This window comes from Mesorhizobium sp. ORM8.1, assembly GCF_053005525.2.
This window is the reverse complement of sequence record NZ_CM132600.1, coordinates 6,005,286-6,018,325: the sequence shown is the minus strand read 5'-3', so window position 1 is coordinate 6,018,325 and position 13,040 is coordinate 6,005,286. Positions and strand designations below refer to the sequence as shown.

Below are 13,040 nucleotides of genomic sequence, written 5' to 3'. Positions count from 1 at the left end.
GCCTGCCTCCGGACGCGTCAGGGGACGATGACGCCACGGCCGGTGAAACGGCGGTTCTTGAAATCGTCGAGCGCGGTGTTGATGCTGGCGAGGTTGTACTCGGTGTAGTGCATCTTCACCTTGCCATCGGCGTTGAGCTCCATCAGTTCGACAAGCTCGGTGAAATTGCCGACCAGGCTGCCGCCGATGTTGATCTCCTCGATGACGAGATGCGCGGTCGGCACGTTGATATTGCCGCCATAGCCGACGACGAACAATTGCCCGCCCTTGCGCACCATCTTCCAGCAGATGTTCTCGACACCGAGTTCACCGACGAAGTCGATGACCACATGCGCGCCGCCGCCAGTGATCTGGGCGACCTCCTCGACGACGTTTGGTCCACCATCGAGGACAAAGTCGGCGCCCAGATCCTTGGCCAGCACCCGCGCCGCCGGCTCGCGGTCGACGGCGATGATGCGGCAGCCCGAGATCGCGTGCAGCGATTGCAGCGCGATGTGGCCGAGCCCGCCTATGCCGAGCAGCACGCAATAGCTGCCTGGTCGCAGCAGCTTGGCGGCACGCTTGGCGGCGCGGTAGGCGGTGATGCCGGCATCGGCCAGCGGCGCCACCTCGATCGGCGTGATGTTGGCATTGAGCTTGATCAACGAGCGCTCGCTGGTGATGAAGTACTCGGCGAAGCCGCCATTCATACCGAGGCCGGGAAACTGGCCGTTGTCGCAATACATGTCCTCGCCATGGCGGCAGTTGAGGCAGATGCCGCATGAGCGGAAGGGATGGCAGATCACCGCGTCGCCGCGCTTGACAGACCTGACGCCGCTGCCGACCTCCTCGACCCAGCCGGCATTTTCGTGACCCATGATGTAGGGCAACAGCGTGCCTTCTGGGTCCATGGTCGGCTTCCACACGCCTTCGATAATGTGCAGGTCGGTGCGGCAGAGGCCGGCGGCGCCGACCCGCACGATCACCTCGTCGGGCGCGGTGATCGTCGGCGCCTTGACCTCCTCGATCCTAAGCTGGACGTTCATCTTCGGATCGTATTCGTAGAGTCTGGCAGCTTTCATCGTCGTATCCCTTCAATGTAGAGATTGTCTGGGTCGAGATTGTTTGGATTGCTAGGCGCGGCCGAGCTTTTCGGAACCGCCACCACGCGCCGGCCCGGCCGTCGGATCCTCGTCCTCGGCAAGATCGCCGATCAGCGTTTCGGTGGTCAGGATCAGCGTCGCCACGGAAGCCGCGTTGGCGAGCGCCGTGTAGGTGACGCGGACCGGGTCGATGATCCCTGCCTCAAACATGTTCTGATAGGCGCCGGTCGATGCGTTGTAGCCGTAGCCGCCATTGATGCGGGTGACCTCGACCACAACCGCTTCGGGATCGGCACCGGCATTGGCGGCGATGCGCCACAGCGGCCGTGACAGCACCGAGCGCACCAGGCGCACGCCTTCGGCGACATCGCCGTCGACGCCAGCCGCGACCTTGTCGAGCAACGGCGCGATCTGGGCGAGTGCCGAGCCGCCGCCGGCGACCACGCCTTCCTCGGAGGCGGCGCGCACCGCATTCAAGGAATCCTCGATCAGTTGGATGGTCCGCTTCTGCTCGACCGGGGTGACGCCGCCGGCATAGAGGATCGCGGTGCCGCCGGAGAGCTTGGCCAGGCGTTCGCGCAGCTTGTCCTGGTCGATGTTCGGCTGTGAGGCTTCGTACTGCCGCTGCACCTGGGCGCGGCGCGAGGCGATCGCGGCATGGTCGCCGCCACCACGGATGATCGAGGTGTAGGACGAGCTGGTCTTCACCCGGTCGGCCGTGCCGAGATCGTCGGCGGTGATATCCTCGAGCCGACCGCCGAGATCGCGCGCGATCACCTTGCCACCGGTGATGATGGCCAGATCCTCCATCATCGCCTTGCGCCAATGGCCATATTCCGGCGGATGGACGACGAGGTACCGGCCCGGTCCCTGCTTGCCGAGCAGCGTCACCACCACATCGGGCGACATCTCCTCGGACACGATCAGCAGCGGCCGGCCATCCTCGTCGGCGATGCGGCGAACCGCATCGAGCTGCCCGGGCTCCTTGATCTTGAGATCGGTCATCAGGATGTAGGGCCGTTCGAGAACCGCCTCCATCTTCTCCTGATCGGTCACCATGTGATGAGAGAGATAGCCGCGTTCGAAGGACATGCCCTCGACGACATCGAGCGTGGTCTCGGTGGTGACGCTGAAGTCCGTGGTGATGACACCTTCGGCTCCCACGCGCTGGTGGGCTTCAGCCACGAGCGCACCAAGCTTGGCGTTGGTCGCCGCGATGTTGGCGACCGAGGCCAGGATGCCGTTGCCCTTGGCCGGCTTGGCCGAAGCTTTCAGCGCCGCCACCACCGCCGCCACGGCAAGGTCGATACCCTTGCACAGATCGACGGATTTTACGCCGCGCTCATTCGCCTCGACACCACCCTGGATGAGCGCGTTGGCGAGCACGATGGCCGTGGTGGTGCCGTCGCCGGCGACCTCGTTGGTCTGCATCGACACTTCGCGCACCACCTGCGCGCCCATGTTTTCGAAACGGTCGTGCAGCTCGATCTCGGAAGCGATGCTGACGCCGTCGCGCGTCACCATCGGCGTGCCGATCGGCCGGTCGATCATGGCATTCATGCCTTTGGGGCCGAGGGTGGGCTCGACCGCAGCGGCGAGCCGGAAGACACCGCGGGCGAGCGCACGCCGGGCGTCCGAATTGTGGAGCATTATCTTGGGCATGATTCCTCCTTCCGCCTTACGGGCGGGTTGTTGGTTAGGGGCCTCGTGCAAGGGAGGCCGTTGCTGTCAGCTCTGCTTCAGGCAGTCGGCGTGCTTCGTGCCGGCACGCGATCCATGATGAAATCGACCAGCGTCGGTTCGCCGTCGACGACATCCAGTTCCTTGTATCTGGTCTGCTTGAGCCCCCGGCACAGCGCGCCGTTGAACTCCATGTTGATACGCACGCCGCGCAGTTCGGCGAGATGGGCACTGAGTGCGCCAGGCGGGATGCGCTCCCCTTCCCAGGTCACGAACACAGGATCGCCTGCCCGGAGGTCGGGAAACCGCTCGATCAGCGCCGCCCGGTATCGCGGCTTCTGCTTGGCCGCCTCGCCCGGCTCGAACCGCGCGACGTCGTATGCCGGCAGGTCCATGCCGAGGATTTCCCGATCGGTCAGGCCGTGCGCCTTGAGGCCGCACAACACCGCTTCCTGGCGCCGCTTGAAGGCCTTCATCGCAAAGGTTTCACGCAAGCCGCCGAGATCCTGGTCCTCGGCAAGCACGGCGAAGATGTCGCCGAACGTCTTGCCTTCCGCCATGCCGCGATTGACCTCTTCCGCGAACATGTGGTCGTGCAGCTTGACGCGATAGGCCGGCGCCCAGGAGAGCTGGTCGAGCGCCTTGCGCACGCCATCCAGCATCAGAAACGCGAAGTTGGGCGAGCACCAATAGGTCGGCAGGCGGAAATCGACCTCCACGCTGCCATCGCCTGTCACCTCCGCCCGCTCGACGAAACCCATCTCGGTGATGGGTTCGTCGAGTTCGGGGTCGTTGACCTCACCAAGGCGCCGCCAGAGTTCCTTCTGGCAGTCGCCGGAAACGCTGGCGGTTGCCATGGCCCCTACTCCGCCGCGATGCTGAAGGGCGAGCTGGCCAGCGCCTGTTTCTTGGCTTCGATATCGATGTCGTAGAGCCGCGCGGCGTTGAGGCCGAGGATCTTCTCCTTGATCTCGTCGGTCAGCTGCACGCCGCGTTCGGCGGCGATATCCTCTGGTATCTGGTAGGCCCAGAACTTCTCGACCAGCCAGCGCGGCGTCCAGATCGCGTAGTCGGAACCGAACAGGATCTTCTCCGGCCCGAGCCAGAACAACAGCTCGGCGATAACCTCGCCGAAATAGCGCGGACGTGCGTGGATGAAGGGCAGCGCCACGGCCAGCCCGCCATAGACGTTGGTTTCCTGCGTCGCGATCCAGCAGAAATCGTCGAGGCGCGGCAGGCCGCAATGCTCGACAATCCAGTTGAGGTTTTGGAAATCCGTCGCCGCGTGGTCGACGTCATGGACGTCGAACGCATCCTTCGAGAGCGGGATGATCGTCGGCCCCTTGTGAACGTGAATGTTCCTGATGCCGAGCTTGTCGCAGAGTTCGAAGCACTTGTAGGCATCGGGATCGGTGAGCTTCCAGCCCTTGGAGGCGCCGTTCCATTCGGCGGTGTACATCTTCACGCCCTTGACGTCGTAGGTCTCCTTGAGGAAGTGGATGTATTCCAGCGCCTTCTCGCCGTCGCGCGGGTCGAAAGCGCCGTTGACGATGAAACGCTCGGGGTAGCGCTTGGCCACCTCGGCGTTGCGCTCGATGGTGTTGAAGCCGTTCTTGTAGAAATCCCTGAGATAGGTCGACTGGACGATCGCCACATCGTCGGGACCGTCGATGAACAGGTCGCGATAGAGATCGTCGGCGCTGTATTTCTCGAACTTGCTCTTCTCCCACAGCTGCTCCTTCGGGCTCAAGCCGGTGTGGTAGGCATAGAAGCACTCGATGAACTGCTTGCCGTGGATGTTCTTCTGGTTTTCCGGGCTGCCGTCCCAGAAATGGGTGTGGCCGTCGACCACGAAAATGTCCTTGCCTTCCGGTGTTCTGTACATGGTTGCCTCCGCAGCAATCGCGTTGATCGGTTGGGCGCGCCGCACTTGGCGGCGCGCCGGATTTTTGTGGCGGCTATTCGATGTATTCGAACATCTCATCCATGTTGCCGAACAGGATCACGGTGTTGTCGTCGACACGCACCATGCGGCCGTAATGGGTGGAGGTGTTGACCTCGAACGTCTCGGCGGAAATCTCGCGGCCGAGATATTCGCCGATCGCATCCATCTTGAAGATCAGCTTGCCGTCGCCGTCGATGCGGATCAGCGCCGGCTGGTAGGTGATGGTCACCCCCGGCTTCTGGCCCATGAATTCGGCGATGGCGCGTGCCTCGACCGAATCGTTCATGGTGACGCCGCACTGATGCGAAATCGTCTGCTCGAAGGTGATGTCCTTCATCGCCTTGAAGATGTTGGAATGCGTTGCGTCGCGTGCAGATAGTGACATGACGATTTCTCCCTGTTTCAGCGCTTGAGGCCGAGTTCGCCGAGGATCTGGCCAATCCGTTCCTCGGATTTGGCGCGGACGTCCGCGAAGGCGACCGGCTTGGAATGCGGCATCGACCAGATCGGCTGCAGGCCGGTGGCTGCCTTGTCGGCGAGCGCGCCGTGTTTCTTGACCCAGCCCTGGAACAGCTTCTTGTTCGCCGCTCCATGCTTCTCGTCGTTGGCGAGCATGTGGATGAGGTCGATCGCGTTGGCGAGGTTGCGCTCGTAGTCGGCCTCGGCCGCCGAGATCACCGCCGGCGTGATGAAGTCGTGGTTGGCGGCAGCGATCTGCATCAGGAAACCGGAGCGAAATACCTCGCCCACCAGCGGCTCGAAGACGATGTTGATGGCGAAATACTGCTCGAGATAATCGGTCGCGCCCATGATGGTCTCGACCGCTTCACGCGTGCCTTGCCAGTTCTTGTCCTCGAGCCAGGCCTTCTTGCCGAGCTCATCGTCCCAGCCGGGCAGGTCCATGCCGATCTCGGCAAGGTAGAGCGTGATGTCCTGGGCAAGCCTGAGCTTGTAGGACGAGTTGGTCAGCGTCGCGTTGTTGATCATCTGGGTGTAGCCGTAGCGCTGCGCCTGCATCAGCGAGGTGCCGAGCCCGAACTCGGCGTGCTTCCAGGCGCCGAGTTGCGACTGCAGGATCTTGACCCAGGCCTTGTCGAAGGTTTTCGGCGCGCCCGACTTGCGCGCATTGTTGATGACGCTCTGCACCATCGTCTCGATCTTCGACTGGCGCTGGTAATGCGTGCGCTCCCACTCCTGGTCGGGAGCGCGGAAGGCATGCCAGTTGGAGCTCTGGGCGGCGGTGTTCTGCTTGACATAGGCGCCCTTGCCGTCGGCGAAGGAGATGATCCAGTTCTGGATCAAATAGCGTTCCGGATCGGGCTGAACGTCGACCGTCATGTCCTCATAGTGTGTGGCACGCTGGCCTTTCGGCTCGAAATACCGGTATTTCCGGCTGTCGGAGTCGGCGAAGATCGCAGCACCGGCGGCTCCGGATCCGACTGAACTCGAGGTTGCAGGCATAGTCTCTCTCCCTTGTTGCAGTTGTGGTTGGCTCGGCGCGGCCGCCCCTCAATGGGCCGGCGTTGCACCTGCCGATGTGGTGAACTTGTCGAAGAAGATCCGCTCGGTTTCGAAGCCGTTCATGAACAGCACCGGCTGCAGCGCATCGATCATCGGCGGCGGGCCACAGGCATGGACATCGCCCTGCCCGTCGACCGCCAGTTGCTTGAGCTTGGCGTCGACGCTCTGGTGCACGAAGCCACGCTCGCCTTGCCATTCGGCGTCGTCATTGGCGTGCGACAGCACGGGAATGAAGGTGACGTCGGAATGATTGCCGACCAGCTCGGCGATCCTGTCGAGATAGAACAGGTCGTTGCGGGTGCGGGCGCCGTAGAAGAAATAGACCGGACGTTTCTCGCCGCTCTTCAGATGGTCGTTGAGGATCGACCAGATCGGCGACATGCCCGAGCCGGCGCCGACCAGGATCAGGGGTCCTTGCCGTTCATCGCGGCGGAAGCAGGTTCCGTAGGGTCCGACGACGGTGACTTCGGCTCCGGCCCGGATGCCTCCGGAATCGAGTTCGCCTGAGAACTTTCCTTCAGGGTATTTTTTGATGATGAAGGAGAGTTTTTCGGCTTGGTCCGGCGTATTTGCCATGGAGAACGAGCGCGTAATCGTCTCCCCTTTTTGCGTGGTAACCGTGATGTCGACATATTGCCCCGCCCAGAACTTCATTGGGGAGCCGAGTTCGATCTCGATGCCGCGAATGTCGTGGGTCAGCTGCTCGATGCGAGCAATCCGGCCCTTGTACGTCTTCACGGCGATCGCTTTCGCCAGAATCTCCTCGTCGTAGTTGAGGAGCTCGACTTCCAGATCGGAGTAGGCGATGCAGCGGCACAACAGCACGTGGCCGCTCTCCTTCTCCATGTCGTTCAGTGCGAAGGTCGAGTATTTCAGCATGTCGACTTCGCCTTCGAGCAACACGCTTTTGCAGGCCGAGCATTGCCCTTCCTTGCAGCCGTGCGGCAGGGCGATGCCCTGGCGAAATGCGGCGTTGAGCACCGTTTCGCCATTCTCGACCTCGAATTCGACGCCGACAGGGCTGAGCCTGACCGTGTGGGTTTCCGACATACGGACCTCCAGTGAAAGGAAGGGGCGGGACGAACCCGCCCCCTTTTGGCCTGATCAGTTGCAGGGATTGATCGTGAAGCCGGCGCGGTACTCCGCCAGATGCTTCTCACGGTCGGCGGGCGACATGCCACGCAGCGCGTTGAGCGGCGATCCGAGCGTGTTGCCGCGCACATCGTCGAGCGTCCACATCTCCTTGTCGTCGAAACGCAGATGCGGCTGCGGGACCAGCGTCTTGCCGTCGGAGCGGACGAAGTTCAGGTCCTTGATGGCATCGGCCAGGTCCCAGCCGTCATAGAGCGTCTCCCACTCGCGCTTGCCGCTGAAGCGGCCCATGGCGGGCGTCGGACGGCCCTCATACTCGTCGTTGAAGGCGACCATCGTGGTCCAGCGGTCGAGCTCATGGGCGAAGGTGTAGAGTTCGCCGTTGATCTCGCCGACCACCATGTCCTCGCGGATCAGGCAGGGAACGAGGCAAGACCAGCAGCGGTGCGGATAGACGTAGCCGACGTCGCTGTTGAACAGCAGCACCTTCTCGCCCTTGTGGCTGAGCTTGGCGTACCATTTCCAGAAGTCGCCGAACTCGGCGTACCAGCCTGGGTACTTGTGCTCGAACCATTCGAAGTCTTTGTCGGTCTGGGCTTCGATGCGCCAGAAATTGACCGGCCAGCCGACCGCGAAGAACTGCCCGACCTTGTGGACGTAGTTCTTCTTGGTGATGCGCTCCCAGGCCGCCTGGACGTCGTCGTGATGGACCTTGATGCCGTATTTCTCGAGCGGCAGCATGTAGGTGCGGTAGTAGTCCTCATAGATCCAGCGGTGCCACATTTCCGCGTAGGATTCCTTGTTCTTGTCGCGGTTGGTGGTACCGTATTCGATGAACGTGCCGATAGCCGCATCGACGATGGCGTGGTTCTGCCAGAAGGCGTAGCGCAGGTCGCGCTCGAGCAAGAGATGGTTTTCCGGCTCCTTGAGTGCTGCCATCAGCAGCGAGTGGCCGTTGCCGATATGCCGGCTTTCGTCGGACTGCACCGACAGGAAGACGGTCGGCAGCGCATAGTCGCCGTTGCGGGCGGCTTCCGAAGGCATGGCGACGAACAGCGTGTTGGTGAAGGCGGTCTCGGCGACCACGGTCAGGTACATGCAGGCGGCGGTCATGGTGTCGCCGGTGATGAAGCCTTCGGCGAACTGGCGGCCGATGGTGGTGGCGTAGCACTTTCCGAAGGCTTCCTCGGTGATGTCGAAGCCGGCCGGATCGATGTAGTTCTCCATGTACCATTTCTTCAGATTCATCTGGATCGTCGAGTGGCGGAACTCGTCGATCATCTGCATGGTGAAGCCGGTTCTGAGCTCCTCGCCGGGCGCGATGCGGGCGACCATCGCCATCGAGCGGGCGGCGGAGATCTCCGGGAACGGAATGATGGCCAGGAAGAGTTTCATCCACTCGACCCAGCGCGGCTCGACATTGCGGAACATGTCGCCGCGCAACGCCGCGTCGAGGGCACCGTAGACGCGGTTGTCCTTCTCTTCCTGCATCGGGAAGTAGGACCGCAACACCTGCTTCATCGGGTCGCGCGGCGTCTTGTTGATCTTGTAGTCGGTCGGAAACGTCATCGCTTCCTGGACGTAGGAAGGATTCCAGCCGAGATCGGCAATCTTCTTGGTCGCCTCGCCGACGGAAATTCCGCGTTGCGAGGTAATCTTGTTGAGCGTCAGAGACGTCATGGTCATAAGCCTCCACCAGGTTTGAGCCGTGGGTCGCTTGACCCCGGCATGAAGCGGCAAAGCACCGCCAGTGAGAATGCGAGCGGCATGACAAAGCGTTGCGCATCGAGGCGCGACCCGAGGTCCGGCCGTTCAAGTGGATCGGGGCAAAGGTTTCGAGGCGTCTGGCAGGGATCCGCGGCGCCGACCGCATGCGCGATGGGCGTATCGAAGCGGTTCTGCTTCCTCCGTTCCTTCGTTCTTTTGGCACCGCGTCAAGCGCGATGGGCTTCTTGTGAAAATGAACGAAGCAAGCGCCGTGCCAGTTTTGAAACAGCGCTCATGGCTGGCATTCAAAACAAGATCGTCGCCCTTTCAGTGTGCGATCCTGCGCCAGACTGTAACGTTCTTTTACAGTTGTAACTTACGCCTGTAATATTTGTCGTATATTCGCATATGCAATATATTTAGTTAGCAATCGCAGCAAATATCAAAACTCATATTATCTGTTTAACTCTTCGTCTTTCCAGACTATTTGAAGGCGACGGCCCGTCGACGGGCTGCGCGCTGGAGAAAGACCATGCCGAACGACAAGGACAGAAGAGGGTCCTCGGAGCCGATGTCCAGCCATGCCGATGGCGTCACCGGCGATCTCGTCAAGCTGATGCCTCGCGACCTGGTCTTCGTCATGCGCTTCATGGGCGAGAGCCAGCACCGCCTGCAGAGCCACTTCCAGGACTTCATCCGGGCCGAGCTTGCCGCCGGCGGCGTCACCCCGGAAACGCATCCGATGATCCATCTGTTCATCGAAAGCCACGCGATCCTGCTGCGCGACTTCGTGTTTTCCGGCGTTTCGCTGACACGCCAGTTCCGTGTCGAGGAGATCGAGCGCCTGACCGGCGACACGACTTCGATGATCCGGGTCGACATCTGGGACCAGCTCAAGAGCCACATCGAAACGGCTGAAAAACAGTTCCAGTCGCAGGCCGTCACGTTGCCCAAATTGCTGTCGGCTTTCGAGAAACCGCAGGGACCTTTGGGAGGCGAAAAATGACTGGAGGATCCAACACAGCCCGACGTGACGCGCTGCTTGCTCGCCGGCTCGATCTCGTCGCCGGCGTCTCGGCGCTTACCGCGGAGGCGCTGCGGCTCAACCAGAAACGTGCCGGTATAGAGATGGAGGTGCTGCGGCTGGAGCTCGAAATCGGCAGAAGCGGCGCCGACGCGCAACTGGTGCGGGATTTGCATGAGGCAGAACAGAGCGCAGCGGCGATCACGCAGGCATGCACGGCTTGCGAAGATCGCATCATAGCTGCCGAAGGTGATGTCGAGGATGTCGACCGCCGGCTGGCCGCTGCGGCGAACGACGACTGACGGGAGAGACAGCATGAACCAGCAGACGATGCAGAACCTGACCTTGTTCGATCTCTTGGCCCGCAGCTGGCAACGACCGGCGGCGATCGCCGATCTGCGCTTCAGCACCGACGGTTCGGCTGTCGCGTTCTCCTCGGCGGATGGAACCGTCGCCATTGCCGCGGTCGCGGATCACGAGCCGCCGGAAGCGCGGATCAGGGTGAGCAACGATCTCGGCCAGACGACGATCCGCCCCAGGAAAAGCCTCCGGTGCCGTTGATTGCCACGGCGGCATTCGCTGACGGCGATATCCTCTCGCCGCCTATGGCGATTCCGACTTTCTGGTCGGCGCGGCCAGCGGCGACGTGCTGCATCTGACTGCCGGCGGTGACGTCGCGGGCGTGCTGCTCAAGATCGATGGACCGATCGTCGCCATCGACCATAGCGCCAGGACGGGCATGACAGCCGTCAGCAACGGGCATGATGTCGTCCGCGCGCGCGGCCAAGGCGATGCCACGCGGCTGGAACGCGATGTGGCATCCTCGACAGATGTCCTTGCCTTCTCGCCAGGCGGGCAGCGACTCGCTTGCGGCCTTGGCGAGGGGCTGTCGGTCTGGGCGGTCGAAGGCGACGCAGCCTTGATACGCAATATCCCCCTTTCCGCGCGCCCGGTGTCGATCCGCTGGAGCAGAGACGGCACCTGGCTGGCCTGCGGGCTCGAAACCGGCGGCTTTGCTCTGGTCAGCCTGGCCGATGGCCGAGCAGAAATCGTCGCGGGGTTTCCATCGCCGGTCCGCACCGTGTGCTGGAGCCGGCCGGCGCATGCGTTGTTCGCATCCGGCGCCTTCCGGATCGCCGGTTGGTCGATGACCGCCCCGCCTGTTGGCGGCGAGACTTCGGGCGCGCTGGAGACAGGTCGCGCCGGGCTGATTCTTGTCGAGGCGGTGGCGGCACACCCGGAAAAGAAACTGATTGCGGCGGGTTACGCCAATGGCCGCATTACCATCGCCCAGATCGGCGCCCGGGACGAACTTCTGGTCAGACCCTTGGGCAGCGAGGTCACTGCGCTTGCCTGGTCGGGTGACGGACGGCACCTGGCGATGGGGTTCGTCGATGGCACCGCCGCGATCGTCACCTTTCCCGCGCAGATTTTCAAATAGCGGACGCAGTCCATACGAAGCAGGAGGATGAAATGCAGACCGAACTCACCGCCGAGGACAAGAGCAAGGACGAATTTTTCGAACGACTGGCCGATCTGTCGGAAGAAATGGTGGCCAAGCATGGCAAGGATTTCAGCATGGGCGCGCTGGTGCTCGCCGCCCGCTGGATCGCCGAAAACCGCGTCGGCAAGCTGAAGACCAACTAGAGCAATTCCATGAAGGGCTGCGCGTGATTGACGATCAGCCGAGCGATAGTCCCTTCGTCTGGTGTCTCAGCACGAGGCCGACCGCGCCCAGCAATGCATCGTTCTCGGTGTGCTTGCCAACGATTATCCGCGTGCGCAGGGCCGGAGCGATATCGCGGGACTTGATGAGCGTGTGGCGTTCATAGGACGCGATCAGCGGCGTCAAAAGCATGTCGCCCGCCAAAGCCATGTGGCCGCCGATGATGATGAGCGGCGGATTGAGCACCGAGCCGATCAAGCCAAGACCCCGGCCGGCGATCTCGGCGGTGTCCTCGATCATCCGCAACGCCCTGACGTCGCCCTGCTCGGCCATCGTGATGACATCGCCCATGGTGACTTGCCGCCGCACGATGCGCGAAATCTGTTCCAGTGGCCGTGCGAAACTCGCATAGAGCTCCAGGCATCCGCGATTGCCGCACCGGCAAAGATCGCCGCCGGGATCGATGCTGATGTGCCCGAATTCGCCGGCGCCGCCGGCGATGCCCGTCACCAGCCGGCCATGCTGGACAATGGCCCCGCCGACACCCAGGTCGATCTTGAACAGCACGAAATCGTCTTGGCCGATCGCCGCACCCCACATCAGTTCCGCAATGGCCGAGCAGTTGCTCTCATTGTCGGCGAAGATCGGCTGTTCCAGGACGGGCCCGAACACATCTCGTATGTTGACGCCGGCCCATGTTGGAACCATGCTCGCGCGCAGCACCACTCCGTCATGGCTGACAGGGCCAGAGACGGAAACCCCAACCCCCAGGAGCCCCGCCGCCGGCAGACCGTTTTCCTTGTAAGATTGGGCAATTGCCGATTTGACCATCTGGGCCGCCTGTTGCGGCTGGTAGTCCAGAGGCATGGGGATAGTTTGTTCGGCAATGACGGAATGCGAGACATCAGCGACGATGAGCCGTATCTGCTGAAGAGCCAGGTGAATTCCGACGCAGGTGCCCGCTGTCGGATTGAGCGTCACTGTCGCGGCCGGCCTACCGATACCCCTCATCCCATCGCGACTGGCCGGAGCTTCGATCACCATTCCCGACTTCCTCAAGCCGTTGAGCGCGGTTGAGACCGTCGAGCGCGCCAGACCGGTGGCTCGCGTGATCTGCGACGCCGAGAGTGCGCCGCGCTCGCTCAGGCAGCGCACGATCATGCTCTCCGGCGACGCGGACGGCCTGTCGATCAGCCAGGTTCTAAGCGAAGGTTTTGTCATGGATCAACATAAACATCGTTGACTGATAGCTCTAATCTGTCATTTTGGAAAGAACTCGAGATCAATCAATCTCGCCGGCGGCGGCTTCAAACCGCGGCCATA

At 62.3% G+C, this 13,040-nt stretch carries 14 protein-coding genes; 5 read left to right on the top strand and 9 right to left on the bottom strand.

The features are described 5' to 3' along the window. Positions 1–17 precede the first annotated feature (17 nt). The 8 genes from ACVDG8_RS30155 to ACVDG8_RS30120 form a co-directional block, all read right to left on the bottom strand. A complete protein-coding gene (locus ACVDG8_RS30155) occupies positions 18–1,061 on the bottom strand; it encodes an NAD(P)-dependent alcohol dehydrogenase (protein ID WP_447251707.1) in 1,044 nt (347 codons plus the stop codon). A 51-nt stretch (positions 1,062–1,112) separates the two neighbouring features. Beyond that, positions 1,113–2,744: a chaperonin GroEL gene (gene groEL, locus ACVDG8_RS30150; RefSeq protein WP_455707350.1), complete on the bottom strand. Its 1,632-nt coding sequence runs from the start codon at positions 2,742–2,744 to the stop codon at positions 1,113–1,115. A 77-nt stretch (positions 2,745–2,821) separates the two neighbouring features. Further along, a complete protein-coding gene (locus tag ACVDG8_RS30145) occupies positions 2,822–3,619 on the bottom strand; it encodes an iron-sulfur cluster assembly protein (protein WP_447251706.1) in 798 nt (265 codons plus the stop codon). Between the two features lie 5 nt (positions 3,620–3,624). Then, the gene (locus tag ACVDG8_RS30140; protein WP_447251705.1) at positions 3,625–4,647 is read right to left on the bottom strand and encodes an amidohydrolase family protein; all 1,023 of its coding nucleotides are present in this window, start codon (positions 4,645–4,647) and stop codon (positions 3,625–3,627) included. 73 nt (positions 4,648–4,720) lie between these two features. Beyond that, the gene (locus tag ACVDG8_RS30135; protein WP_027045792.1) at positions 4,721–5,092 is read right to left on the bottom strand and encodes an MmoB/DmpM family protein; all 372 of its coding nucleotides are present in this window, start codon (positions 5,090–5,092) and stop codon (positions 4,721–4,723) included. Positions 5,093–5,109: 17 nt separating this feature from the next. Next, on the bottom strand, positions 5,110–6,168 hold the full coding sequence (locus tag ACVDG8_RS30130) for an aromatic/alkene monooxygenase hydroxylase subunit beta (RefSeq protein WP_447251704.1): 1,059 nt from the start codon (positions 6,166–6,168) through the stop codon (positions 5,110–5,112). Positions 6,169–6,216: 48 nt separating this feature from the next. Continuing rightward, positions 6,217–7,278: a 2Fe-2S iron-sulfur cluster-binding protein gene (locus tag ACVDG8_RS30125; RefSeq protein WP_447251703.1), complete on the bottom strand. Its 1,062-nt coding sequence runs from the start codon at positions 7,276–7,278 to the stop codon at positions 6,217–6,219. Positions 7,279–7,332: 54 nt separating this feature from the next. Next, complete coding sequence (locus ACVDG8_RS30120; RefSeq protein WP_447251702.1) at positions 7,333–9,006, bottom strand: aromatic/alkene/methane monooxygenase hydroxylase/oxygenase subunit alpha; 1,674 nt, start codon at positions 9,004–9,006, stop codon at positions 7,333–7,335. A gap of 553 nt (positions 9,007–9,559) precedes the next feature. Here ACVDG8_RS30120 and ACVDG8_RS30115 point away from each other — a divergent pair. The 5 genes from ACVDG8_RS30115 to ACVDG8_RS30095 all read left to right on the top strand — a co-directional run bounded on the left by ACVDG8_RS30115 (position 9,560) and on the right by ACVDG8_RS30095 (position 11,698). Further along, the gene (locus tag ACVDG8_RS30115; RefSeq protein ID WP_447251701.1) at positions 9,560–10,033 is read left to right on the top strand and encodes a hypothetical protein; all 474 of its coding nucleotides are present in this window, start codon (positions 9,560–9,562) and stop codon (positions 10,031–10,033) included. Next, on the top strand, positions 10,030–10,353 hold the full coding sequence (locus ACVDG8_RS30110; protein WP_447251700.1) for a hypothetical protein: 324 nt from the start codon (positions 10,030–10,032) through the stop codon (positions 10,351–10,353). Before ACVDG8_RS30115 ends, ACVDG8_RS30110 begins: the two co-directional genes overlap by 4 nt. Positions 10,354–10,366: 13 nt before the next feature. After that, positions 10,367–10,612 carry a hypothetical protein gene (locus ACVDG8_RS30105; protein ID WP_455707349.1) on the top strand — a complete coding sequence of 82 codons (246 nt, stop codon included), beginning with the start codon at positions 10,367–10,369 and terminating at the stop codon, positions 10,610–10,612. 85 nt (positions 10,613–10,697) lie between these two features. After that, positions 10,698–11,492: a WD40 repeat domain-containing protein gene (locus ACVDG8_RS30100; RefSeq protein ID WP_455707348.1), complete on the top strand. Its 795-nt coding sequence runs from the start codon at positions 10,698–10,700 to the stop codon at positions 11,490–11,492. A 32-nt stretch (positions 11,493–11,524) separates the two neighbouring features. Then, positions 11,525–11,698: a hypothetical protein gene (locus ACVDG8_RS30095; protein WP_172351756.1), complete on the top strand. Its 174-nt coding sequence runs from the start codon at positions 11,525–11,527 to the stop codon at positions 11,696–11,698. Positions 11,699–11,732: 34 nt separating this feature from the next. Here ACVDG8_RS30095 and ACVDG8_RS30090 read toward each other — a convergent pair whose 3' ends face one another. Beyond that, positions 11,733–12,938, bottom strand: coding sequence for an ROK family transcriptional regulator (locus tag ACVDG8_RS30090; RefSeq protein WP_447251698.1), 1,206 nt, complete (start codon positions 12,936–12,938; stop codon positions 11,733–11,735). Positions 12,939–13,040 lie beyond the last annotated feature (102 nt).